At 72.2% G+C, this 22203-nt stretch carries 23 protein-coding genes; 10 read left to right on the top strand and 13 right to left on the bottom strand.

Annotation, left to right across the window (positions count from 1 at the left end):
• Positions 1-69 precede the first annotated feature (69 nt).
• Positions 70-1116 carry a DUF7927 domain-containing protein gene (locus tag LN042_RS16600; protein ID WP_230051999.1) on the bottom strand — a complete coding sequence of 349 codons (1047 nt, stop codon included), beginning with the start codon at positions 1114-1116 and terminating at the stop codon, positions 70-72.
• On the opposite strand from LN042_RS16600, the gene LN042_RS37735 reads away from it, so the two are divergent.
• The gene (locus LN042_RS37735) at positions 1103-1516 is read left to right on the top strand and encodes an MSCRAMM family adhesin SdrC (RefSeq protein ID WP_230051998.1); all 414 of its coding nucleotides are present in this window, start codon (positions 1103-1105) and stop codon (positions 1514-1516) included. The genes LN042_RS16600 and LN042_RS37735 overlap by 14 nt on opposite strands.
• A 362-nt stretch (positions 1517-1878) precedes the next feature.
• On the opposite strand, the gene glnA2 is transcribed toward LN042_RS37735, so the two are convergent.
• The 3 genes from glnA2 to LN042_RS16580 all read right to left on the bottom strand — a co-directional run bounded on the left by glnA2 (position 1879) and on the right by LN042_RS16580 (position 4104).
• Complete coding sequence (gene glnA2 / locus LN042_RS16590; RefSeq protein ID WP_230051997.1) at positions 1879-3240, bottom strand: gamma-glutamylpolyamine synthetase GlnA2; 1362 nt, start codon at positions 3238-3240, stop codon at positions 1879-1881.
• A gap of 139 nt (positions 3241-3379) precedes the next feature.
• The gene (locus tag LN042_RS16585) at positions 3380-3799 is read right to left on the bottom strand and encodes a type II toxin-antitoxin system VapC family toxin (RefSeq protein ID WP_230051996.1); all 420 of its coding nucleotides are present in this window, start codon (positions 3797-3799) and stop codon (positions 3380-3382) included.
• Positions 3796-4104 (bottom strand): type II toxin-antitoxin system Phd/YefM family antitoxin, encoded by a 309-nt coding sequence (locus tag LN042_RS16580; RefSeq protein ID WP_230051995.1) that lies wholly within the window; start codon positions 4102-4104, stop codon positions 3796-3798. The genes LN042_RS16585 and LN042_RS16580 overlap by 4 nt, the downstream gene beginning before the upstream one ends.
• 50 nt (positions 4105-4154) lie before the next feature.
• Here LN042_RS16580 and LN042_RS16575 point away from each other — a divergent pair, with 50 nt between their 5' ends.
• Positions 4155-5882: an NAD+ synthase gene (locus LN042_RS16575; protein ID WP_230051994.1), complete on the top strand. Its 1728-nt coding sequence runs from the start codon at positions 4155-4157 to the stop codon at positions 5880-5882.
• Positions 5883-5895: 13 nt separating this feature from the next.
• Here the strand turns inward: LN042_RS16575 and LN042_RS16570 are convergent, their stop codons facing one another.
• The 3 genes from LN042_RS16570 to LN042_RS16560 all read right to left on the bottom strand — a co-directional run bounded on the left by LN042_RS16570 (position 5896) and on the right by LN042_RS16560 (position 9368).
• Positions 5896-6930, bottom strand: coding sequence for an endonuclease/exonuclease/phosphatase family protein (locus LN042_RS16570; protein ID WP_230051993.1), 1035 nt, complete (start codon positions 6928-6930; stop codon positions 5896-5898).
• 105 nt (positions 6931-7035) lie between these two features.
• Positions 7036-7731 carry a TetR/AcrR family transcriptional regulator gene (locus LN042_RS16565; RefSeq protein WP_230051992.1) on the bottom strand — a complete coding sequence of 232 codons (696 nt, stop codon included), beginning with the start codon at positions 7729-7731 and terminating at the stop codon, positions 7036-7038.
• A gap of 23 nt (positions 7732-7754) precedes the next feature.
• The gene (locus LN042_RS16560; RefSeq protein ID WP_230051991.1) at positions 7755-9368 is read right to left on the bottom strand and encodes an MFS transporter; all 1614 of its coding nucleotides are present in this window, start codon (positions 9366-9368) and stop codon (positions 7755-7757) included.
• 305 nt (positions 9369-9673) lie between these two features.
• Between LN042_RS16560 and panB the strand changes: the two genes are divergently transcribed.
• The 3 genes from panB (at position 9674) to LN042_RS16545 (ending at position 12530) form a co-directional block, all read left to right on the top strand.
• Positions 9674-10585: a 3-methyl-2-oxobutanoate hydroxymethyltransferase gene (panB, locus tag LN042_RS16555; protein WP_230051990.1), complete on the top strand. Its 912-nt coding sequence runs from the start codon at positions 9674-9676 to the stop codon at positions 10583-10585.
• Between the two features lie 98 nt (positions 10586-10683).
• Complete coding sequence (locus LN042_RS16550; RefSeq protein ID WP_230051989.1) at positions 10684-11721, top strand: ATP-binding cassette domain-containing protein; 1038 nt, start codon at positions 10684-10686, stop codon at positions 11719-11721.
• Complete coding sequence (locus LN042_RS16545) at positions 11718-12530, top strand: ABC transporter permease (RefSeq protein ID WP_230051988.1); 813 nt, start codon at positions 11718-11720, stop codon at positions 12528-12530. Before LN042_RS16550 ends, LN042_RS16545 begins: the two co-directional genes overlap by 4 nt.
• A 9-nt stretch (positions 12531-12539) precedes the next feature.
• On the opposite strand, the gene LN042_RS16540 is transcribed toward LN042_RS16545, so the two are convergent.
• Positions 12540-15866 (bottom strand): ATP-binding protein, encoded by a 3327-nt coding sequence (locus tag LN042_RS16540; RefSeq protein WP_230051987.1) that lies wholly within the window; start codon positions 15864-15866, stop codon positions 12540-12542.
• 112 nt (positions 15867-15978) lie between these two features.
• Between LN042_RS16540 and LN042_RS16535 the strand changes: the two genes are divergently transcribed.
• Positions 15979-16785 (top strand): site-2 protease family protein, encoded by an 807-nt coding sequence (locus LN042_RS16535; protein ID WP_230051986.1) that lies wholly within the window; start codon positions 15979-15981, stop codon positions 16783-16785.
• Positions 16786-16825: 40 nt separating this feature from the next.
• Here LN042_RS16535 and LN042_RS16530 read toward each other — a convergent pair whose 3' ends face one another.
• Together LN042_RS16530 and npdG are read right to left on the bottom strand one after the other, a co-directional pair.
• The gene (locus LN042_RS16530; RefSeq protein ID WP_230051985.1) at positions 16826-17008 is read right to left on the bottom strand and encodes a hypothetical protein; all 183 of its coding nucleotides are present in this window, start codon (positions 17006-17008) and stop codon (positions 16826-16828) included.
• A gap of 135 nt (positions 17009-17143) precedes the next feature.
• Positions 17144-17827 (bottom strand): NADPH-dependent F420 reductase, encoded by a 684-nt coding sequence (npdG, locus tag LN042_RS16525; protein WP_230051984.1) that lies wholly within the window; start codon positions 17825-17827, stop codon positions 17144-17146.
• 46 nt (positions 17828-17873) lie between these two features.
• Between npdG and LN042_RS16520 the strand changes: the two genes are divergently transcribed.
• On the top strand, positions 17874-18437 hold the full coding sequence (locus LN042_RS16520) for a hypothetical protein (protein ID WP_230051983.1): 564 nt from the start codon (positions 17874-17876) through the stop codon (positions 18435-18437).
• 6 nt (positions 18438-18443) lie between these two features.
• Here LN042_RS16520 and LN042_RS16515 read toward each other — a convergent pair whose 3' ends face one another.
• Positions 18444-18671: a hypothetical protein gene (locus LN042_RS16515; RefSeq protein ID WP_230051982.1), complete on the bottom strand. Its 228-nt coding sequence runs from the start codon at positions 18669-18671 to the stop codon at positions 18444-18446.
• Between the two features lie 93 nt (positions 18672-18764).
• On the opposite strand from LN042_RS16515, the gene map reads away from it, so the two are divergent.
• Positions 18765-19613 carry a type I methionyl aminopeptidase gene (gene map, locus LN042_RS16510; RefSeq protein ID WP_230051981.1) on the top strand — a complete coding sequence of 283 codons (849 nt, stop codon included), beginning with the start codon at positions 18765-18767 and terminating at the stop codon, positions 19611-19613.
• A gap of 120 nt (positions 19614-19733) precedes the next feature.
• Here map and LN042_RS16505 read toward each other — a convergent pair whose 3' ends face one another.
• Positions 19734-20435, bottom strand: coding sequence for a bifunctional DNA primase/polymerase (locus LN042_RS16505; protein ID WP_230051980.1), 702 nt, complete (start codon positions 20433-20435; stop codon positions 19734-19736).
• Between the two features lie 344 nt (positions 20436-20779).
• Between LN042_RS16505 and LN042_RS16500 the strand changes: the two genes are divergently transcribed.
• On the top strand, positions 20780-21013 hold the full coding sequence (locus tag LN042_RS16500) for a DUF8847 domain-containing protein (RefSeq protein ID WP_230051979.1): 234 nt from the start codon (positions 20780-20782) through the stop codon (positions 21011-21013).
• A 3-nt stretch (positions 21014-21016) separates the two neighbouring features.
• Here the strand turns inward: LN042_RS16500 and LN042_RS16495 are convergent, their stop codons facing one another.
• Positions 21017-21643, bottom strand: a complete 627-nt coding sequence (locus LN042_RS16495) for a PadR family transcriptional regulator (RefSeq protein WP_230051978.1) — start codon at positions 21641-21643, stop codon at positions 21017-21019.
• Positions 21644-21798: 155 nt separating this feature from the next.
• Here LN042_RS16495 and LN042_RS16490 point away from each other — a divergent pair, with 155 nt between their 5' ends.
• Positions 21799-22197, top strand: coding sequence for an ACT domain-containing protein (locus LN042_RS16490; protein ID WP_230051977.1), 399 nt, complete (start codon positions 21799-21801; stop codon positions 22195-22197).
• Positions 22198-22203 lie beyond the last annotated feature (6 nt).

Here is a 22203-nt window from a genome sequence, read left to right as displayed (position 1 = left end):
TGGTGCGTGGTGGTCGGGCCCCGCGTCGGCGCCGTCGGCGCTCGGGCCGCGGTCAGCGGCTGCCGGGCGTCAGTGCCGGTGCCTGCGCAGCCGGCGGGTCAGCAGCAGCAGGCCGCCGCCGCCCAGCAGCAGGACCAGCGCGGAGCCCCCCAGCACCGCGGTGCCGTCGGCGCCGGTGTGCGCCAGGTGGTGCTGGTCGTCGCGGGGCGGCTCGTGCGCCGGCGGGGGCGGGGGCGGGGTGTCCGCCGGGGTGTCCGCCGGGGTCTGGCCGGGCGCGTCGGCCGGGGGCGGCGTGCGGTCCGCCACGACGATCTCGACATGGGCCCTGCAACGGTCGTCGGTGGAACCCTCCTGGCAGTCCGTCGACCGCGCCGACACGACGGTGTTGTGCAGGAACCGCTCGCCCGAGTACGGATCGTCGACCCTCACCCGGTAGGTGAACGAGCCGTCCTCACCGGCCGCCAGCCGGCCGGTCCAGGTGATCCTCCCGGCCGTGGGGTCGAAGGTCGCGGTCGGCACCGTGGAGCTGAGCGAACCGGCTACGAACGTGCTGTGCCGGAGCACCTGGTGCAGGTCGTCGGTGATCACGGGCAGGTCGTCGTCCGGGAACCGGTCGGTGCCGGAGTTGGTGAACCGCACGGTGTAGCGGACCACCTCGCCGGGCTTGGCCCGGTTGCGGTCGGCCTCCTTGCTGACCGTCAGGCGGGGTGAGCCGAGGTCCAGGTGGCAGCGCTCCTCGGTGCCGGTCGGGCAGCTGCTGAAGGAGGGGCCGGTCACCGCGTCCCTGAGGTGCTTGGGACCGTCGTCCGGGTTGTTCGCGGTGACGGTGTAGACGATCTGGGTGCTGTCGCCCGGCTTCAGGTCGCCGACCCAGGTCAGGACCGGCGGCGCATAGCTCAGGGAGCCGGTGCCGACGCGGGCGTCGTCGTTGTACACCCCGTCCTGGAGGTCGCCGCCGAGGTCGTCGGTGACCACCGCACCGGTGATCATCTGGTTGCCGTCGTTGGTGAGGGTGATGGTGTACGTGACCGTCTCGCCGGGCAGGTAGTGGTGCCGGTCGGCGGACTTGACGATCTTCAGGTGGCACCGCTCCTGCCCGTCGGTGCCCTGCTGCACGGCTGTCGAGCCCGGCTCGGGTGCCGCGTCCGGCGCGGCGTCGGGCGCGGCGTCGGGAGCGGCGTCCGGTGCCGACGGGCTCGCCTCGGCCTGCGGCGACGCGGACTCCGAGGCCGGCGCGGACTCGGACGCGGACGGCGAAGCCGGGTCGGACTCGGCGGCCTGGTCCGGAGCCGAAGCCGATGCCGAGTCGGACTCGGACGCGGAGTCGGAGGCCGACGCCGTGGCCGAAGCGGAGTCGGCCGCGGCCACCGACGCGGCCGGCGATGCGGAGCCGGGCTCGGACGGCGCAGCCGACGCCGAAGGCGACATCGATTCGGACGCGGCGTCCACGGGCGGGGCCGAGTCCTGGGGGGCCTGCGCAGCCCCTGACCCGGCCGGGCTCACCACCGCCACCTGACCCACCCGCACCATGCTCGCGCCGACCGGCAGCGTGGTGTACAGCAACCCACCGGTAGCGGCACCGAGCGCGACGAGCGGAGCGATCCAGCGGCGCGCGCCCCTCATCGGCTCACCGCCCCGATCGCCGGTTCCTGACGTCTACTCACGGAGACTCCCTCATGACACCGAGTGAACAGTGACTCAGATCATGAGCAGCCAAAGCCCGTTAATAGGATGAGCACGCCGAGCATCCTCCGCCATTCACCCATCCCGCCCACACCATTCCCTCACACGGCAACGCGGGACACCCACCAGAGAACGCCGAACGGCCCCGGAACAGCGGTTCTCACCGCCGCTCCGGGGCCGCACGGGCACACCGCCCTACAGCACCTGGAGGTTCTTCCGCAGCTCGAACGGGGTGACCTCGCTGCGGTACTCCTCCCACTCCTGCTTCTTGTTGCGCAGGAAGAAGTCGAACACGTGCTCCCCCAGGGTCTGCGCGACCAGCTCGCTGCGCTGCATCAGGTCGATGGCCTCGCCCAGGTTCTGCGGCATCGGCTGGATGCCCATGGCGCGGCGCTCGGCGTCGGAGAGGGCCCAGACGTCGTCGTCGGCGCCGGGCGGGAGTTCGTAGCCCTCCTCGATGCCCTTGAGGCCGGCGGCGAGGGTGACGGCGTAGGCGAGGTAGGGGTTGCACCCGGTGTCCAGGGAGCGGACCTCGACGCGGGTGGAGCCCTGCTTGCCCGGCTTGTACATGGGCACGCGGATCAGCGCGGAGCGGTTGTTGTGGCCCCAGCAGATGTAGGAGGGGGCCTCGCCGCCGGCGCCGGCGGTGCGCTGGGAGCCGCCCCAGATGCGCTTGTAGGAGTTGACCCACTGGTTGGTGACGGCGGAGGTCTCGGCGGCGTGGCGGAGCAGGCCGGCGATGAACGAGCGGCCGATCTTGGAGAGTTGGTACTCCGCGCCGGACTCGTGGAAGGCGTTGCGGTCGCCCTCGAAGAGCGAGACGTGGGTGTGCATGCCGGAGCCGGGGAAGCCCGAGAACGGCTTGGGCATGAAGCTGGCGTACACGCCCTGCTCCAGCGCGACCTCCTTCATGACCAGGCGGAAGGTCATGATGTTGTCGGCGGTGGAGAGTGCGTCGGCGTAGCGCAGGTCGATCTCCTGCTGGCCGGGGGCGCCCTCGTGGTGCGAGAACTCCACCGAGATGCCCATCGACTCCAGCATGGTGATGGCCTGTCGGCGGAAGTCGTGTCCGATGCCGCGCGGGGTGTGGTCGAAGTAGCCGGACTGGTCGGCCGGCTCCGGCACGGTGCCGTCGCCCGGGAGGTTCTTCAGCAGGAAGAACTCGATCTCCGGGTGGGTGTAGAAGGTGAAGCCCTGACTCGAGGCCTTCTCCAGGGTGCGCTTGAGCACGAACCGCGGGTCGGCGTACGACGGCGAGCCGTCGGGCATCAGGATGTCGCAGAACATCCGCGCGGTGCCGGGGGTCTCCGACCGCCAGGGGAGTATCTGGAAGGTCGTCGGGTCCGGCTTGGCGATCATGTCGGACTCGTACACCCGGGCGAAACCCTCGATCGCCGAGCCGTCGAACCCGATGCCTTCCTCGAAGGCCTGCTCCAGTTCGGCCGGGGCGACGGCCACCGACTTCAGGAAGCCGAGCACATCGGTGAACCAGAGCCGGACGAACCGGATGTCTCGCTCTTCGAGCGTACGAAGCACGAACTCCTGCTGCTTGCCCATGGGGACAGTCTCACCTCTGCTCTTTACGTTCGTGTTACGTTCGCACACCGCCTGCGAGCGTGGTCACCGGACACCTGACCGACCAGTCCCCATCATCCCGGATCCCGGCCCGAGCCGGGCACCCGGGCGGCGGAACAGCTCAGGAACACGGTTCGAACGGGTTGAGCAAGGGGACGCCCGTACGCGTGTAGTCCTTGGTGTTGCGGGTCACCAGGGTGAGGCGGTGGACCTTGGCGGTCGCGGCGATGAGCCCGTTCACCCCGGGAAGCGGATCGGGAACGTTGAGTTCCCCCCACACCTTGGCCACCTCCAGGTCGGCCGGCAGGATGCGATCGGCGAAAGCCCGCTCCAGGCCCGCCACCCAGCCCTCGAGGCGGTCGGCCTGAACCTGATCACGCCGCCAACGCAACCGCGCCACGCCCTGGCGGAGTTCGCCGATCACCAGGCAGCTCAGGTAGAGCTCCCCCGGCTGCACCGAGGACAGCCACCGCACCACCGATTCATTCGGCCTTGACCGGCGAGTCTCCGAGACGACGTTGGTGTCGAGCAGGAACGTCACTCGTCTTCTCCGAGATCCACGAACCCGGGCACATCAGGCGAGCGGACGATCTCCTTGTCCAGGTCGTCGAAGTACGGCGGCCCCGGCAGCAACAAGTAGTCCCGGAGATCCATCTCGCCCCCCTTCAGCCGCCGGTACTCCCTTATGTCGATGATGACCGCGACCTCGTCACCATGCCGGGTCACGAACTGTGGCCCCTCGGACTCGGCATGCCGCAGCACCTCACTGAACTTCTGCTTGGCTTCCTGCACCTGCCATCTCATGCTCTTCCTCGTTCTGTCCAGACTGTCCAGACTTGTCTCCACGATACCGCTCACTCCCCCCATAGCGTCAGAACGACGATTAGACTGACCCCATGCCCAATCTGCGTCTTGCCCTGGCCCAGACCGACCCGCGGGTCGGCGACATCGCGCACAACGCCGGCGAGGTGGTCCGCTGGACCGAGCGGGCCGTGGCGGCCGGGGCGCGGTTGGTGGCGTTCCCGGAGATGGCGTTGACCGGGTACCCGGTGGAGGACCTGGCGCTGCGCACGTCGTTCGTGGAGGCGTCGCGGGCCGCGCTGGTGGAGGTGGCCGAGCGGCTCGCCGCCGAGGGGCTGGGCGAGGTGCCGGTGGTGCTCGGGTACCTGGGGCGCAAGCCGGAGACGTCGTCGCCGCAGAACTGCGCCGCCGTGCTGTACCGGGGCGAGGTGGCGCTGCGGTTCGCCAAGCACTTCCTGCCCAACTACGGCGTCTTCGACGAGTACCGCTACTTCGTGCCCGGCCAGCAGCTGCCGGTGCTGCGGGTGGACGGGGTGGACGTCGCGCTGGCCGTCTGCGAGGACATCTGGCAGGAGGGCGGCCGGGTGCGCGCGACCGGCGAGGCCGGCGCGGGGCTGCTGCTGGTGATCAACGGTTCGCCGTACGAGCAGGGCAAGAACCACGAACGGCTGGAGCTCGTGCGGCGCCGGGCCGCCGAGGCGGGCTGCACGCTGGCCTACCTCAACATGGTCGGCGGCCAGGACGAGCTGGTCTTCGACGGCGACACCATGGTGGTCGACAAGGACGGTGAGCTCCTCGCCCGCGGACCGAAGTTCGAGGAGGCGCTGGTGGTGGTGGACCTGGCGCTGCCGGCCGCCGACCGCGAGGACGCCGACGGCACGCTCTACAGCGACGGACTGCGCCTGGTCCGCCTCGACCTCGGGACCACCCCCGTCGAGCAGACCGAGCCCGCCCCGCGGCAGAGCTTCCCGCAGCTGGTCGACGAGGCGGAGATCTACGCCGCGCTGGTCACCGGCACCCGGGCGTACGTCCGCAAGAACGGCTTCGCATCGGTGCTGATCGGCCTCTCCGGCGGCATCGACTCGGCCCTGGTGGCGGTCATCGCCTGCGACGCGATCGGCGCCGAGAACGTGTACTGCGTGTCGATGCCGAGCCGCTACTCCTCGCAACACTCCAAGGACGACGCCGCCGAGCTGGCCCGCCGCACCGGGCTCAACTTCCGCACGGTCTCGATCGCCCCGATGTTCGACGCCTACATGGAGTCGCTCGGCCTCACCGGCCTGGCGGAGGAGAACCTGCAGTCCCGGCTGCGCGGCACGCTGCTGATGGCGATCTCCAACCAGGAGGGCCACATCGTGCTGGCGCCGGGCAACAAGAGCGAGCTGGCGGTCGGCTACTCCACGCTGTACGGCGACTCGGTGGGCGCGTTCGGTCCGATCAAGGACGTCTACAAGACGCTGATCTTCCGGCTCTCCAAGTGGCGCAACGAGCTGGCCGAGCAGCGCGGCGAGACGCCGCCGATCCCGGAGAACACCATCCTGAAGCCGCCGAGCGCCGAGCTGCGCCCGGACCAGGTGGACACCGACTCGCTGCCCGACTACGACCTGCTGGACTCGGTGCTCGACCTCTACATCGAGCAGGACCTGGGCCGGGACGCGATCGTGGCCATGGGCTTCGACCCGGCCGTGGTGGACCGGGTGGGCCGCCTGGTGGACACCGCCGAGTACAAGCGGCGCCAGTACCCGCCGGGCCCGAAGATCTCCCCCAAGAACTTCGGCCGCGACCGCCGGCTGCCGATCACCAACGGCTGGCGCCGGGGGTAGTAGTCACCGGTGGTCACCGCTCGTAGCGGTAGTCGGCGGCGACCGCCCGGTGGTCGCTGCCGTCGGCCGGCAGCACCCAGGAGTCGGTGGGCCGCACGCCCCGGCTCATGATCTGGTCGATCCGCGCCATCGGGAAGCCGGACGGCCAGCTGAAGCCGAACCCGGAGCCGGCCGACCCCTGGGCGGAGCGCAGCTGCGAGGTGACGGGGGCCAGGCTGCGGTCGTTCATGGTGCCGTTGAGGTCGCCGAGCAGCAGCACCTTCTGCAGCGGCTCGGCCTGGATCGCGTCGCCGAGCGCCTGCGCGCTGACGTTGCGCCGGTCCGCGGTGAAGCCGCCGTCGAACTCCACCCGGACGGACGGCATGTGGGCGACGTAGACGGCCAGCGGGCCCTGCGGGGTGGCCACCTGGGTGCGGAAGGCCCTGGTCCAGCCGATCTTGATGTCGACCACTCGGGTGCCGCTGATCGGGTAGCTGGACCAGAGCCCGACCGTGCCCTCCACCACGTGGTACGGGTACTTGGCGGCCAACCCGGCGGTGTAGACCGTCAGCGCCTGGCCGGTCAGCTCCTCCAGGGCGATGATCTGCGCGCCGGAGGAGTTGAGCAGCCGCACCGTGCCCGCCGGGTCGGGGTTGTCGGCCTCGACATTGTGCTGCACCACGGTGAAGTCGCCCTTGCCGCCGCCCTTGTCCCCCAGCAGGCCGCCGAAGAGCTGGGTCCAGACGGCGACCGGCAGCAGCAGGGCGATCAGCGCGGTGGCCGAGCGCCGCAGCAGCGCGAGCACCAGCAGCGGCAGCACCAGCAGGCCCGCCCAGGGCAGGAAGGTCTCGAACAGGCTGCCGAAGTTGCCGAAGGAGTCGGGCACCAGCCGGTGACCGGCCAGCAGACCGGCCAGGGCGGCGGCCAGGACGGCGGGCACCCAGCCGCGCCGCCAGCAGTTCCGTCCGCGGGCGTCCGTGCCCCACCGCCACCGCCACCGGTCGGCCGGGGCCTCGGGAGCGGGCTGGTCGCCGTCCGTCGGCAGCCCAACCTGGTCGGCCTGGGTCATCCGGTGGCCCCTTCGTCGTCATCCGCGCCGTGCCCGACGAGCCGGATCGTCGGGCGCCCCGGTCGTGCCGGGTGCGCGACGAGATGATCGGGTCGTCGGCTCAGCCTATGCGGATACCGACGCGTCCACCGGGGTGGTGGGTTCCGGGTCAGCGCTGGTGTGAGCCGGGCCACGCAGACCTTCCAGCAGGCTGTCCACCATCATGGCGGGCAGCTCGGGGTCGTCCAGCGTGGCGTCGTCGTAGATCACCGTGCGCAGCAGCATCGCGCCCACGAACAGCTCCGCCAGCAGGGTCGAGTCAAGGTCGGAGCGGAACTCCCCCGCGGCCATGCCGCGCTCGACCAGGCTGCGCAGCGCCTGCCGGCGCGGGTTGATCACCCGAGAGTAGTACGCCTCCTTGAGGCCCGGGGCCGAGTGCAGCTGTTCCAGCGCCATCCGCAGGACCCAGCGGGAGCGCTTGGCCAGGCCGCGTCGGCGCATGTGGTCCATCACCACCACCAGGTCGTCGCGGACGCTGGTGCCGGGCAGCTGGGGCATCTGCTCGTCCAGCCGGTCGATCACGTCGACCAGCAGGGCGTTCTTGTTGGGCCAGCGGCGGTAGATGGTGGCCTTGCCGACGCCGGCGGCCTGGGCGATGCCCTCGATGGTGAGGTCGGCCAGGGTGCCGCCCTCGGCCATCAGCCGCTCCACGGCCTGACAGATCGCCAGCTCCGCCGCCTCCGAGCGGGGACGTCCGCGGCGCGGGGCCCCGCACGGCGGCGGCTCGGCGGACGGCTGCGGGATCTGGCGATCTGTCTCCATGGCCCCATTCTCCTTCGCGCTGCTCAGCCCTTGGCGGACGGGACGGCACCGGCCGCGCCGACCCGCTCGACGGTGCCGGCCGGCTCGAGCGCCCCGCCCGGCCCGGCCATCCGCGCCGGCAGGAAGAACCACGCCAGCAGGGCACCGAGCAGGGTGATCCCGGCGGACAGGCCGGCCACCACGTGCATCGCGTGCAGGAACGAGTCGTAGGCGGGCTGGATCAGACCGTCGGCCTTCGGCTTGGCCTGCTGGATGAAGCCCAGGGTGGCCTCCAGGGACTCGCCCGCCTTGCCCCGGGCCTGCGGGGGCAGCTTGTCGGAGATGCCGTTGCGGTAGACGGTGGAGAGCACCGCGCCCAGCACCGCGACCCCGAGCGAACCGCCGACCTGGCGGAAGGTGTTGTTGATCGCCGAGCCGGCACCGGCCTTCTCGCGCGGCAGCGAGCCCATGATCGCCACGGTCACCGGCGGCATCACGTGCGCCATGCCGGCACCCATCACGAAGCCGATCACCTCCAGCACCCAGATCGGGGTGTGCTGACCCAGCAACAGGTAGCCGAGGAAGGCGACGGCGATCAGCGCCATGCCGCCGGCGCAGGTGGCCCGGACGCCGATCTTGTCCACCACCAGGCGGGCCCGGGGCGCGAAGACCAGCTGGGCGCAGGCCAGCGGCAGCATCAGCGCGCCGGACTGCAGGGCGCTGTAGCCGCGCACGCTCTGGGTGTAGAAGACGCCGAAGAAGGAGACGCCCATCAGCGCGAAGAAGACCAGGCCGACCACGGTCACCGAGGTGGAGAACACCCGGTTGCGGAACCAGCCGACGTTCAGCGCCGGATGCTCGGTCCGCCTCTCGTGGAGCACGAACGCGACCAGCGCCAGGATGCCGATCAGGCCCGGGACCCAGGCCTGGGTGGCGGTGACCGAGGCCAGGTCGCCGCCCTTGATGATGCCGTAGATCAGCGCCACCAGGCCGATGATCGAGAGCACCACCCCGATCGGGTCCAGCCGGCCCGGGTTGGGGTCCCGCGAGTCCGGCACCATCAGGAACATCGCCACCAGGGCCACGGCCACGATCGGCACGTTGATCAGGAAGACCGAGCCCCACCAGAAGTGCTCGATCAGCAGGCCGCCGGTGATCGGGCCGATCGCGATCGCCAGGCCCACCGCGCCGGCCCAGATGCCGATCGCCTTGGGCTGCTCGGCGCGCTCGAAGACGTTCATGATGATCGCCAGGGTGGCGGGCATCACGAAGGCGCCGCCGAGGCCCATCACGGCCCGGAAGGCGATCAGCTGGCCCGGGCCGGTGGCGAGCGCCGACAGCAGCGAGCCGACGCCGAACACCAGCATGCCGCCGAGCAGCGCCTTCTTGCGGCCGAACCGGTCACCGAGCAGCCCCGAGGTGAAGAGCAGGCCGGCGAAGACCAGGGTGTAGGAGTTGATGGCCCATTCCAGGTCGCTCTGCGTGGCGCCGAGGCCGACCGGGGCCGGGGTCGCGATGGTCTTCATCGCGACGTTGAGGATCGAGTTGTCGAGCACGACGACGAGCAGCGCCAGCAGCAGCGTGCCGAGGATCGCCCAGCGTCGGCGGTGGATGTGGTCCGGCACCCGTCGTGCGGCGCCTGGTATCGCGGTGGTCATGTGCGTGAACGTCCCGTCCCGTGCGGAGAACAGCGGCTACTGGCGGGCCCAGCGAGACGCGGGCGTCTCGTAATCCCCCCGCCCGACTGTACCCGATTTGCGATACGAGTACGTCTCGTATCGGAAACGACCGGAGGATGGCCTCGGAAACGGCCGTGGGCGGGCTCGGGAAGGACCGGCGGCCTCGCCGAAAACCGCCACCCCGGCCCCGGCTCTTTGCGGGGCGCACGGGCCGTGCAAGCATGGAGGAGATCCGGGGACGCCAGACGGCGCCACGAGACCACAACCCTTCAGGAGCCTGTTCGATGAACGCTTCTCAGCTCTCCCCTGCCCAGACGCCGGACCAGGGGCCCAACCGGGCACCGGCCGCCGCGGTCACCGCGTCCGGCGGGCACTCGCTCTACGGCGGGGTCACCAACCGCCGCGTCACCGTCCGGGACCTGGCCGCCGCCAAGCAGCGCGGGGAGCGGTGGGCGATGCTCACCGCCTACGACGCCCTGACGGCCGGCGTCTTCGACGAGGCCGGCATCCCGGTCCTGCTGGTCGGCGACTCGGCCGGCAACTGTGCGCTCGGCTACGAGAGCACCGTGCCGGTCACCATGGACGAGATGACCATCCTCTCGGCCGCCGTGGTGCGCGGCACCAAGCGCGCCATGGTCATCGGCGACCTCCCGTTCGGCTCCTACCAGGAGTCCCCCGCCCAGGGTCTGCGCAACGCGGCCCGGCTGATGAAGGAGGCCGGGGTCGGCGCGGTCAAGCTGGAGGGCGGCGAGCGCAGCGCCCGCACCATCGAACTGCTCACCGAGTCCGGGGTGCCGGTGATGGCGCACGTCGGCCTCACCCCGCAGTCGGTGCACGCGCTGGGCGGCTACCCGGTGCAGGGACGCGGCGACGAGGCGGCGCACCAACTGCAGCGGGACGCCAAGGCGGTGCAGGACGCCGGCGCCTTCGCCGTGGTGCTGGAGGCGGTGCCGGCCGAGCTCGCGGCGCAGGTCACCGAGACGCTGGCGATCCCGACCGTCGGCATCGGCGCCGGGGTGGGCTGCGACGCCCAGGTGCTGGTCTGGACGGACATGGCCGGGATGACGGCCGGCCGGGTGCCCAAGTTCGTCAAGCAGTACGCCAACCTGCGCGCCGTGCTCGGTGACGCGGCCCGCGAGTACGCCGAGGAGGTGCGCGGCGCCACCTTCCCGGCGCCGGAGCACTCGTTCAAGTAACCGGCTCCGTCGGCCCGCTGTCACGCGGTGACAGCGGGCCGACAGCGCTGACAGCCGGATGCCCGGGGCCTGACGGCGGCGCCGGACAGTCTGGTGCCATGACAACGCAGACCGCACCCGCCCCGAACGGCTCGGGACAGCAGGCCAGTCGGGCCCCGCGATCGCACGACGCCGGACCGGGCAACGCCGTCGAGGCCCGCGGCATCGTCAAGCACTTCGGTGCCACCAAGGCGCTGGACGGCGTCGACCTGACGGTCCGCCAGGGCACCGTGCTGGGCGTGCTCGGGCCCAACGGGGCCGGCAAGACCACGCTGATCCGGATCCTCTCCACGCTGCTCAAGCCCGATGCCGGCACCGCCGTGGTCGGCGGCTACGACGTGCTGCGCCAGCCCCGGCAGCTGCGCCGCACCATCGGCCTGACCGGCCAGTACGCCTCCGTCGACGAGCTGCTCTCCGGATCCGAGAACCTCTACCTGATCGGGCGGCTGCTCGACCTACCGGCCAAGCAGGCCAAGGCCAGGGCCGCGGAGCTGCTGGAGCGCTTCTCGCTCACCGAGGCCGCCGGCCGCCCGGCCAAGACCTACTCCGGCGGCATGCGCCGCCGCCTGGACCTGGCCGCCAGCATGATCGGCCGCCCCCGGGTGCTCTACCTCGACGAGCCCACCACCGGCCTGGACCCGCGCACCCGCAACGAGGTGTGGGAGGAGGTGCAGCGGATGGTGGCCGACGGCGCCACCGTGCTGCTCACCACCCAGTACATGGAGGAGGCCGAGCAGTTGGCCACCGACCTGACGGTGATCGACCGCGGCCAGGTGATCGCCAACGGCTCGGTGGACGGCCTGAAGCAGCAGGTCGGCGGCCGGACCCTGCAGGTCCGGCCCAGCCACCCGGCCGAACTGCCCGCGATGGCCGCCTGCTTGGCCGAGCGCGGGATCTCCGCCACCGTCACGGACACCGGGCTGCTGGCCGTGCCGATCACCGACGACGCCCAACTCACCGTGGTGATAGGGGTGCTGGGCGGCCGGGGCTTCGGCATCGCCGGCATCGACACCGCCGTGCCCAGCCTCGACGAGGTCTTCCTGGCCCTCACCGGCCGGCCCACCGCCCCGCAGACCGCCGAGGAGGCCGTCCGATGAGCACTGCGACCACCGTCCCCGGCGCCGAGTTCGCGGACCGCCGGATCGGTCTCACCGACCACCTGCGCCACATCGGCGCGTTGACCCGGCGCAACCTGATGCGGATCAAGGCGGACCCGGAGTCGATGTTCGACGCACTGCTGATGCCGATCATCTTCACGCTGCTCTTCGTCTACGTCTTCGGCGGTGCCATCTCCGGCACCCAGGGCGCCTACAAGCAGTGGCTGATCCCCGGCCTGCTCGGCACCACCGGGATGAACCTGGCGATGGCGGTCGGCACCGGCCTCAACGCGGACCTGAAGACCGGGGTGATGGACCGGTTCCGGACCCTGCCGATCGGGCGCGCCTCGGTGCTGATCGGCAAGGTGGTGGCGGAGGCCTGCCGGGGCCTGGTCGCCTACACCGTGCTGATCGCCTTCTCGCTGGTCATCGGGCTGCAGCTGAAGACCGGGATCACCGGGGTGCTGGCGGCGGTCGCGCTGTCGCTGGTGTTCGGGATGTCGCTGGTCTGGATCTCCATGCTGCTCGGCCTCACCCTGGACAACGCCCAGGCGGTGCAGGGCATCGGCATGCTGGTGCTGATGCCGCTGCAGTTCGGCAGCTCGATCTTCGCCCCGCCGAGCACCATGCCGGGCTGGCTGCGGGCGTTCACCCGGTACAACCCGCTCTCCAACCTGGCGGACGCCTGCCGCCACCTGATCAACGGCGGGCCGGTCGCCCACTCGGTCACCATGGTGCTGCTCTGGTCGGTGGCGATCACCGCCGTCACGGCACCGCTGGCGGTGGCCCGGTTCCGGAAGGTGACCTGAGGAACGGCGTCAGGCGCCGTCCACCAGTTGGTCCACCAGGGCGGTGGTCGCGTCCCAGGACAGGCCGCCGCCCTCCTCGACCAGCCGGTGGAACTCCTCGCGGCCCAGCATCGCGACCAGTACCCTCTCGCGCCGGGCCCGCTCCAGCCGCTCCATGTAGGTGCCCCGCAGACCCATCCGGTCGTCGTGCGCGCCCGACAGGACGGCGGCCAAGGCGGCCGTCGCCCGGTCGCCGTCCCGTTCGGCCTGGACCACCAGCACGCCGGCGGCCACCGGCAGTATCTGCAGGAGGACGTGCTGGGCGAAGACGGAGGCGGCCGGCGGCACCGCACGCAGCGCCCGCAGCCCCGCCCGCATCCGCGCCACCCCGCCGTCGACGTCACCGCAGCGGGCCAGGATCAGGCCGGCCCCGCAGGCCGTCAGGCCGCCTATCAGACCCGGCGCCGCCGACTCGATCCGGCTGAGGGAGTCCTCCAGGGCGGCGAGTTCGGCCAGTGCCGCTTCCGTCTCGCCCCGGTGGACGCGCAGGCCGGCGAGCACCATGTGGCCGTAGACCAGCGCGCCGTCGGTGTAGCGACCGGTCCGGGACGTGCCCACCAGCCCCTCCCGGATCAGCCGCTCCCCCTCGGCTTCGTCCTGCTCCAGCAGCGCCTCGCCCAACCGCACCTGGAGCAGCGGTACTTCCTGCGGCGCCCCCAACTCCAGGGCCAGTTCGATCGCCTGGCGGTAGCGGACCGCCGCCTCGACGCTGTCCCCGGCGAACCCGGCGGTCTCGGCCTGTGCCGCCAGCGTCTCGGACATGCCCCAACTGTCGCCGCGCCGGGTGTAGATGGCCATCGCCTCCGCGCCGTCACGGCGGGCCTGCTCCAGGCCGCCGATCCGGTCGTTGGACATCTTGGCGCGCAGGTGCAGCGTCCAGGCCAGCTCGCTCTCCCGGCCGAACCGGCGGCAGCCGTCCACCGCCTGGTCGATCAGCTCCAGCATCTGCTCCGCCTGGCCGGCCAGGAAGCAGGCGAACAGCCGCAGCAGCGGCGGGTAGCTGTAGGACTGCGGCAGGTCCGGACCGTAGGCGGCGAGGATCCTGGGGGCCCGCTCGACCAGTTCGGGATCCCCGATCACCGACATGTCCCCGTCGAAGCGGGCCACCAGGTGGTAGAGCCAGGCCTGGCGGCGGGCCTCCTGGAGCACCGGCTCGGGCCACGGGAGCGGATGGGCGAGCGGGTCCTCGGCGAGCGGCACCGGCGCGGGGGCGTCCGGGCCGTACGGGTCCGCGGACATCGCGCACACCTGGTCGACCCAACCGCGGGCCTCGGCACGGAAGTCGCGCAGTATCCAGAACCATGCCATGCCGAGCAGCAGCACCAATGCGTCCGCCTCCGCGCCGCCGGCCACCGCATGGCGCAGCGCGGCCCGGATGTTCTGCTGCTCGCGCTCCAACATGCCGAACAGCGGCAGCTGCCGGTGGCCGTGCAGCTGCGGTTCGGTGAGCCGGACCAGCTCGCGGTAGGCGGTCAGGTGCCGGTCGGCGGCCTGCGGTTCGGCGGCCTCGGCGAGCCGTTCGGCGGCGTACTCGTGGATGGTCTCCAGCATCCAGTAGCGGGGCTCCCCGGGCCGGTCGAGCCCGGCCACCACCAGCGACTTGTCGACCAACGAGGAGAGCAGCTCGGCCACTTCGCCAAGGCGCACCAACTCGCCGTCCGCGCAGACCTGTTCGGCGATCTCCAGGGTCCAGCCGCCGGCGAAGACGGCGAGCCGGCGCAGCACCGTGCGCTCCCGCTCGTCCAGCAGCTCCCAGCTCCAGTCGACCACCGCGCGCAGGGTCTGCTGGCGGGGCAGCAGCACCCGGCTGCCGCCGGTGAGCAGTGCGAAGCGGCCGTCCAGCCGGTCGGCGAGCTGACGGGGCGTCAGGGAGCGCAGCCGGGCGGCGGCCAGTTCGATGGCCAGCGGCAGGCCGTCCAGGCGGCGGCAGATCTCGGCGCAGGCGTCCGGGTCCTGCTCGACGGCGAAGCCGGCCCGGGCGGTGGCGCCGCGCTCGGCGAGCAGCCGGCGGGCGGTCGGGTCCGGCAGCGGCTCGACCGGCAGCACCGCCTCGCCCGGCACGCCCAGCGGCTCGCGGCTGGTGGCCAGCACGGTCAGCTGCGGGCACTCGGTCAGCAGCAGGTCGACCAGCTCGGCCGCGCTCTGGATCAGGTGCTCGCAGTTGTCGAGCAGCAGCAGCATCCTGGCGCGGGCGCAGTGCTCGACTATTCGCCGCACCAGGTCGACCGGCGCCTCGGCGACCGAGCCGACCGCGTGGTGCAGCACGGCACGCAGGCCGAGCGCGGAGAGCACCGCCCCGGGCACGGCCGCCGGGTCCTCCAGCGGGGCCAGCTCGACCTGCCAGACGCCGTCCGGCCAGCCGCCGGCCTGCTGGGCCAGCCGGCCGGCCTCCACCGAGAGCCGGGTCTTGCCGGAGCCGCCGGGGCCGGTGAGGGTCACCAGCCGTGCGGTGCCGAGCAGTTCGGCGACGGCGGCGAGGTCCGCCTCGCGGCCGACGAAGCTGGTCAGCCGGGCCTTCAGGTTGCCGGCCTGGGCGGCGGCCGCCGGCGGCGGTTCGGCTGCGGGCACCGGCGCGGGCGCCGCGACGGGGTTCAGCAGCTCCTGGTGCACGGCGCGCAACTCGGCGCCCGGGTCGGCGCCGAGCTGGTCGGCCAGCTCGCGGCGGACCTTCTCGTACTGCTCCAGCGCCTGGGCGGTGCGCCCGGCGCCGTGCAGCGCGCGGATCCACAGCACCTGCAGGGGCTCGTCCAACGGGTGGTCGGCGCTCAGGCCGGCGAGTTCGGCCAGCAGCTCACCGGCCCGGCCGAGCGCCAGGTCGGCGGTGATCCGGGCCCGGCGGGCCTCGGTGCGCTGCGCCTCCAGCCGCACCGCGCTGCCGGCGCCGTCCGGCAGGTCGGCCAGCGCCGGGCCGCGCCACAGGGCGAGCGCCTCGCGCAGCAGCGGGGCAGCGGTGGCCGGTTCGCCCGCCGCGAGCGCCTCGGTGCCACGGGCGGCCAGGTCCTGGAAGCGGGTCAGGTCGCTCTGGCCGGCCGTCAGCCAGTACCCGCCGGGCCCGGAGCCGACCGCGTCCCGGCCGATGGTGCGGCGCAGCCGGCCGACCAGGGTCTGCAGCGCGGCGGCCGGATCCTGCGGCGGCTCGTCGGCCCACACCTCGGCGGCCAGCACTTCGGCCGGCACCGGCCGCCCCTGGCGCAGCACCAGTGCGGCGAGCAGCGCCCGCAGCCGGGCACCGCCCAGCGGCACCGGGGTACCGTCGTCGTGCTGCGCGGTCGTGGTCCCGAGAATCCCATAGTGCACCGCACCATTCTGCTGCCTTCCGGCCCGGGCCGGACGGGAAGGGGCCTCCGCCCGGTTCAGCGGCCCTATACGCTCGCGGGATGAAGCAGGCGACGTTCCCCAGGGAGATCCGATGAGTTTTGCCGACGCGCGCCGGTCCAGCGACGAGCGCCGGATCAGTCCGGTCTTCTGGGTGCTGCTCGCGGTACTGGGCACCTCGGCGTGGGCCGTGTGGCAGGGGTACGGGGCGCCCGGCTTCGGCGTGTTCCTCTTCGTGGTGGCGGGCTGGATGGTCTCGCTCTGCCTGCACGAGTACGCGCACGCCCGCACGGCGCTGCACGGCGGCGACATCACGGTGGGCGCCAAGGGCTACCTGACGCTCAACCCGTTCAAGTACGCCAACGCGGTGACCAGCTTCGTCCTGCCGGTGGTCTTCGTGCTGCTGGGCGGGATCGGCCTGCCCGGCGGGGCGGTCTTCATCGAGCGGCACCGGATCCGCGGGCGGCTCAAGCACAGCCTGATCTCGGCGGCCGGCCCGCTGGTCAATCTGGCCTTCGCGGTCCTGCTGCTGGTGCCGGTGGGCGCGGGGTGGCTGGACGACAGCCCGGGCACCGCGCAGGTCGGCCAGTACCTGGTGCACACGTTCCCGGCGGCGCTGACCTTCCTGGCGCTGCTGCAGGTGAGTGCCGCGCTGCTGAACTTCCTGCCGGTCCCGGGCCTGGACGGCTACGGCATCATCGAGCCGTGGCTGTCGCTGAAGACCCGGCGCGCGGTGGAGCCGTTCGCCCCGTACGGCCTGTTGGCGGTCTTCATCGTCTTCTGGCAGTCCCAGGTGAACCAGTGGTTCTTCAGCCTCGTCTACCGGATCATGGACCTGTTCGGCGTGAACGAGTTCTACGTCTACTTCGGCCAGCACCTGTTCCGGTTCTGGCAGATGTGACGGACGTCCGGCGGCCGCGCCGGCGTGGTGCCGGCGGCGGTCAGGCCTGGTCGACCTGCCGGGCCAGCTTCTCCTTGCGCAGGTAGAACCAGGCGATGTTGCTGGACACACCGGCGAGCAGCACCCAGACCACGCCCAGCCAGTTGCCCTCCACGAAGGAGACCACGGCGGCGGCCACCGCGAGGACGAAGACGATCGAGGCGTAGAGGGCGTTGCGGGGCATCTGTCCGGCTTTCCGGTCGGTGAGGCGACGGGTCCGTCGCGGGTCTGTCGGCTTCCATTGTCGCCGACGGACCGGAGTCACCCGCAGCCGGGTGACTCCCGTCCCGTCATACCGTCACCGGATCGTCACGCGCCGTTACAGGCCGGTGATCCGCAGGCCCGCGTGGGTCTTGTAGCGGCGGTTGATCGCGATCAGGTTGGCCACCAGCGACTCCACCTGGTGGGCGTTGCGCAGCCGGCCGGCGTAGACGCCCCGCATGCCCGGGATCCGGTCGGCCAGCGCCCGCACCACGTCGGTGGCGGCGCGGTCGTCGCCGAGCACCATCACGTCGATGTCGATCCGGTCGATCTGCGGGTCCTGCAGCAGCACCGCCGACAGGTGGTGGAAGGCGCCGGTCACCCGCGACTCGGGCAGCAGCGCGGCGGCCTGCTGGGCGGCGCTGCCCTCCTCGGGCCGCAGCGGGTAGGCGCCCTGCTTGTCGAAGCCCAGCGGGTTGACGCAGTCGACCACGATCTTGCCGGCCAGCTCGGCCCGCAGTCCGCCGAGCAGCTCGGCGTGGCCGTCCCACGGCACGGCGACGATCACCACGTCGCACTCCTTGGCGACGGTGTGGTTGTCGGCGCCGAGCACGCCGTTGTCGAGTTCGGCGGCCACCGTCTTGGCCCGTTCGGCACTGCGCGAGCCGATCATCACTTGCTGGCCGGACCGGGCCAGCCGGTAGGCGAGGCCCCGACCCTGGTCACCGGTCCCGCCGAGCACGCCGACCACCAGGTCGGCAATGTCGGGTCCGCTGTCGGTCGCTGATTCGAGGGAAGTCATACCGACGATCCTGCCAAACGCCTGCGGCAGGCTCCATGCTTCGGGGATGGATGCAACCAGCCTGTCGGAAGTCCGCGAAGCATTGGCCGGCTCTCCGCTGCTGGCGGCCACCCGCTCCTTCGCGGGGTCGCTGCGCGGCGCGGTCACCCGGCGCACCGCCCGTGGCCTGCTGCTGGTCGGCACGGCGGCGTACGAGCCCTGGCACCTGGCCGCGCACCTGGACGACGAGGCGGCGTGGTCGGCGGTGCCCCAGCTGTCGCCGCTGCTGATCCGCCGCCGGCCGACCGTGCCGGGGCAGCCGGGGCCGGAGCGGCTGGCCGTGGCCGGGCGGGGCGAGACGGTGCTGGTGGTGAGCCCCGGCGCGGCGGGCGAGGAGTTGCTGGAGCGGCTGGCGGACGCCCGGCGGGGCGGCGCGGTGGTGCTGGCGCTGGAGGCGGGCGACCGGGAGCTGGGCGCGCTGGCCCATGAGCGGCTGACCGTCGACGAGCCCGCCGAGCCGGGCTTCGACCTGGTGCAGCACCTGGTGAGCGCGGCGGCCGGGGAGCGGCCGCGCTCCCGGCTGGCGCGGCTGGTGCGGCAGTTCACCGCGGAACCGGTCAACCGGTGGTAGCGGGCGTCAGCTCCGGTCGTCCTCGGGGCGGTCGTCGTTCCAGGCCGGGTCGGTGCGCCACTCGCGGTTGCGCTCGGCGGCGATCTCCAGCGCGTTCTGCGCCTCCCCGCGGGTGGCGTAGGGCCCCAGCCGGTCCTTGGCGGCGCACTCCGGCCCCTCCTCGACCTTCTGGTGCTTGAGGCAGTAGTACCACTCGCCCGGCTTGCCGGTGGGCTGATGGCGGAACAGCGGCATGGTCCCTCCTTCGTCGCTCTGGTTGGATCATGCCCGGCCGCGCCTTCGCACACACAGCCGGGCCGGACCGGCCTGCGGGATAGACTCCCGCCCATGGCTCTCCTCGTTCCCGGCACCCAGTCCCCCGTCCGCAAGGTTCCGGCGCACATCGCCCGGCCGGAGTACGTGGGCAAGCCGATGCCGACCCCGTACACCGGTCCCGAGGTGCAGGACGCGGAGACCGTGGAGAAGATGCGGATCGCCGGCCGGATCGCGGCGCGGGCGATGGCGGCGGCGGCGGAGCTGATCGCCCCCGGGGTGACCACCGACCAACTGGACGCGGTGGCCCACGAGTACATGTGCGACCACGGCGCCTACCCGTCCGACCTCGGCTACCGCGGCTTCCCCAAGTCGATCTGCACCTCGATCAACGAGGTGATCTGTCACGGCATCCCGGACTCGACGGTGCTGCAGGACGGTGACATCGTCAACATCGACGCCACCGCGTACATCCACGGGGTGCACGGCGACCTGAACGCCACCTACCTGGTCGGCGAGGTGGACGAGGAGTCCCGGCTGCTGGTGGAGCGGACCAGGGAGTCGCTCAACCGGGCGATCAAGGCGGTCAAGCCGGGTCGTCAGATCAATGTGATCGGCCGGGTGATCGAGTCCTACGCCAAGCGCTTCGACTACGGCGTGGTGCGGGACTTCACCGGGCACGGGATCAACACCTCGTTCCACTCCGGCCTGATCATCCCGCACTACGACAGCGACCGGGCCACCACGGTGATCAAGCCGGGGATGACCTTCACCATCGAGCCGATGCTGACCTTGGGCAGCTACGACTACGACGTCTGGCCGGACGGCTGGACCGTGGTCACCAAGGACCGCAAGCGCACCGCCCAGTTCGAGCACACCCTGGTGGTGACCGCCGACGGCGCGGAGATCCTGACGCTGCCGTAGTGGACGGACGCCCGAGGGGATGCCAAGCGCGCGCTTGACGTCCCCTCAGTGCACGACGTCCCCTCAGTGCACGACGTCCCCTCGGTGAACGACGTCCCCCCAGTGCACGCTGACACGGGGTCAGCCGATCAGCCACTGCTCCTCGGCGACCGCGCCGACCTCGGTGCAGGCGTCGGTGAGCACGTCGAGCACCCGCAGCGGATCGGGCAGCGGGTGCTCGGGCCCGCGCACCCAGCGCACCTCGGTGCCGTCCGGCAGCGCGGCCGGGGGCAGCAGGGTGTAGGAGCCGCGGCAGTGCCAGCGCAGCCCCGGGTGCTCGGTGGGCGAGTCCGGATGGCTGTCCAGCTCGGACGACCAGAACTCGTCCTCGTCCTCGGGCCTGCCCCGGGTGGCGGTGAAGAACAGGTAGCGGTCCTCGCCGACGGCCGCGACCGGCACCTCCACCCCGCGCTCGGCGAGCCGCTCCACCGCCAGCCGGCCGGCCTCGGCGGGCACGTCCAGCACATCGTGCGCCCGCCCGGTGGCGGAGATGAAGTTGGCCTGCGGGTCGCGGGTGAGCCAGCGGTCCAGTTGCTCGGTGTCGGTGGTCGCCTGGGACTGCCAGGCGAACGAGACCGGGTGCCGGGCCGGGGCCGGACAGCCGACCCGGTCGCAGGAGCAGCGGTGGCCGGCCGGGTGCGCCGCCGGCGCCAGCGGGAAGCCGGCACGCGCCGCGGCGAGCAGCTCTTCCAGTCGGGCCTGCGGGGTGGCCGGGCGGCCTGCGGTCGGGCCGGGGTTCCGATCGCGCCGCAACCACGCCGTCCACCTGCTGCTGGCTACCATAGGGCCCCTTCCGCACAGCTGTGGCTGGTGTGCCACAGCGTTCTACGCACCTACCGACGCAACACCGGGCGCGGTCCGCAGCTTCCCGGTCGGGCCCGGGGCCGTCCACCGGGCGGCCGCGCCGGGGTCACCGGACGTGGGGTGCTGCCGTGGAGGGGGTGCGCTCGGGGCCCGCTGACCGGGCTCTGGTCCCGGAGGCGTACTGAGCAGGATAAGGGAGCAGTGGGGCTGCTCGGACCCGGGGGTGTTCGCCAGGTGGTGGTGAGCCGTTCGGCAGCGGGTTTGGGAGCGGCCCCCACCTGGTGCGAAGCTGGACGGATCAGCACGTGGGAAGGGCACTGGTCATGCGGAGCGAGGACACCGAGTTCGTCGGCGGACCACTGGACGGCCGGGTACTGCCGATCATGGTGAGCCTGTTCAACGCGGTGCCCAAGGTCTACCGGGTGCCGGTGCCGGCCCATGGCGACGAGCCGGCCCGGACCTTGGTGTACGACCGGGCCAAGGTGTACACCGCCAAGGGCCGGATGCGCTGGCGGTACGAGTACCGGGCGCCCGAGGACGCGGCCGCGCGGCCGTAGCCCTCACGCCTCCTCGGCCTCGGCCAGGATCAGGTAGAGCTTCTTGCGGGCCTCGACCAGCACCGCCAGCCCCTTGGTGCGCTGCTCCTCGGTGCCGGTGGTCATCACCTGGCGGATGGCGTGGTCCAGCGAGGACATGGTCTGCCCCACCTCCTGGACCGCCGCCCAGTCGATGCCGCGCCCGGCCTCCTGCCAGGGCTCCGCCGAGCCGCCGTCGGCCTCGGCGCGACCGGTCTCGGTGAGCGTGAACAGCCGCTTCCCGCCGGACTCCTGAGCCTCGATCAGGCCCTCCTCCTCCAGCAGCTGCAGGGTCGGGTAGACCGATCCCGGACTGGGCCGCCAGGCGCCGCCGGTCCGCTCGCCGATCTCGGTGATCATCTCGTAGCCGTGCATCGGACGCTCCTTCAGCAGCGCCAGCAGCGAGGCCCGGACGTCGCCGCGCCGCGCCCGTCCGTGCCGCCCGCGTCCGCGGCCGCCGCGGTGCGGACCGAAGCCCCCGAACGGGCCACCGCCGAACGGGCCGCCCGGCGGCACCGGCGGCCCGAAGGCGCCGCGCCGCTCGCCGTACTCACCAGGCAGTTCGCCGAACCGGATCCGGTAGCCGCGCCTGCCATGTCGTTCCGTGCGCATGGTGCGCACCTCCTTCGTTGTCGTACGCGCCTGTCGCGTACTGTCTCGATAACTCAACGATATATCGGTGACTGTCGGACGGCAATGGTGCATCGGAAGAACTTCCGGCGGTGGGTTCCCGGGAACGGGCGGGCCGGGCCGCTACCGTGGCAGGCATGGCCGGCGACAGAGATCTTCAGCAGCTGCTCGGGCAGCTGCACCCCGAGGTCACCCCGGGGCGGTACGTCTTCTGCAGCTTCCCCGGGCGGGTGCCGGCCGGGCTGCGTCCGGTGGTGACCGTGGCGGAGCCGGAGGGCATCACGGCGGTGGTCGAGCAGCACGAGGCCGAGGCGCTCGGGCTCGACTACGCCTATCCGGCGGTCTGGATCACCCTGCGCTCCCACTCCGTGCGGGACGAGACCGGCAGGGCGATCACCACCGCGGTCGCCGGCCGGCTGGCCGAGCACGGCATCGGCTGCAGTGTGGTGGCCGGGTTCCACCACGACCACCTGTTCGTGACCGCCGACCACGCCGAGCAGGCGGTGCGGGTGCTGGAGCGGCTCGCCGCCGGCTGACGGCGG

It is taken from the genome of Kitasatospora humi, from assembly GCF_020907985.1.
Classification (GTDB): domain Bacteria; phylum Actinomycetota; class Actinomycetes; order Streptomycetales; family Streptomycetaceae; genus Kitasatospora; species Kitasatospora humi.
Note: the sequence above shows the minus strand (reverse complement) of the source record. Positions and strands in the feature narration are given on the sequence as shown.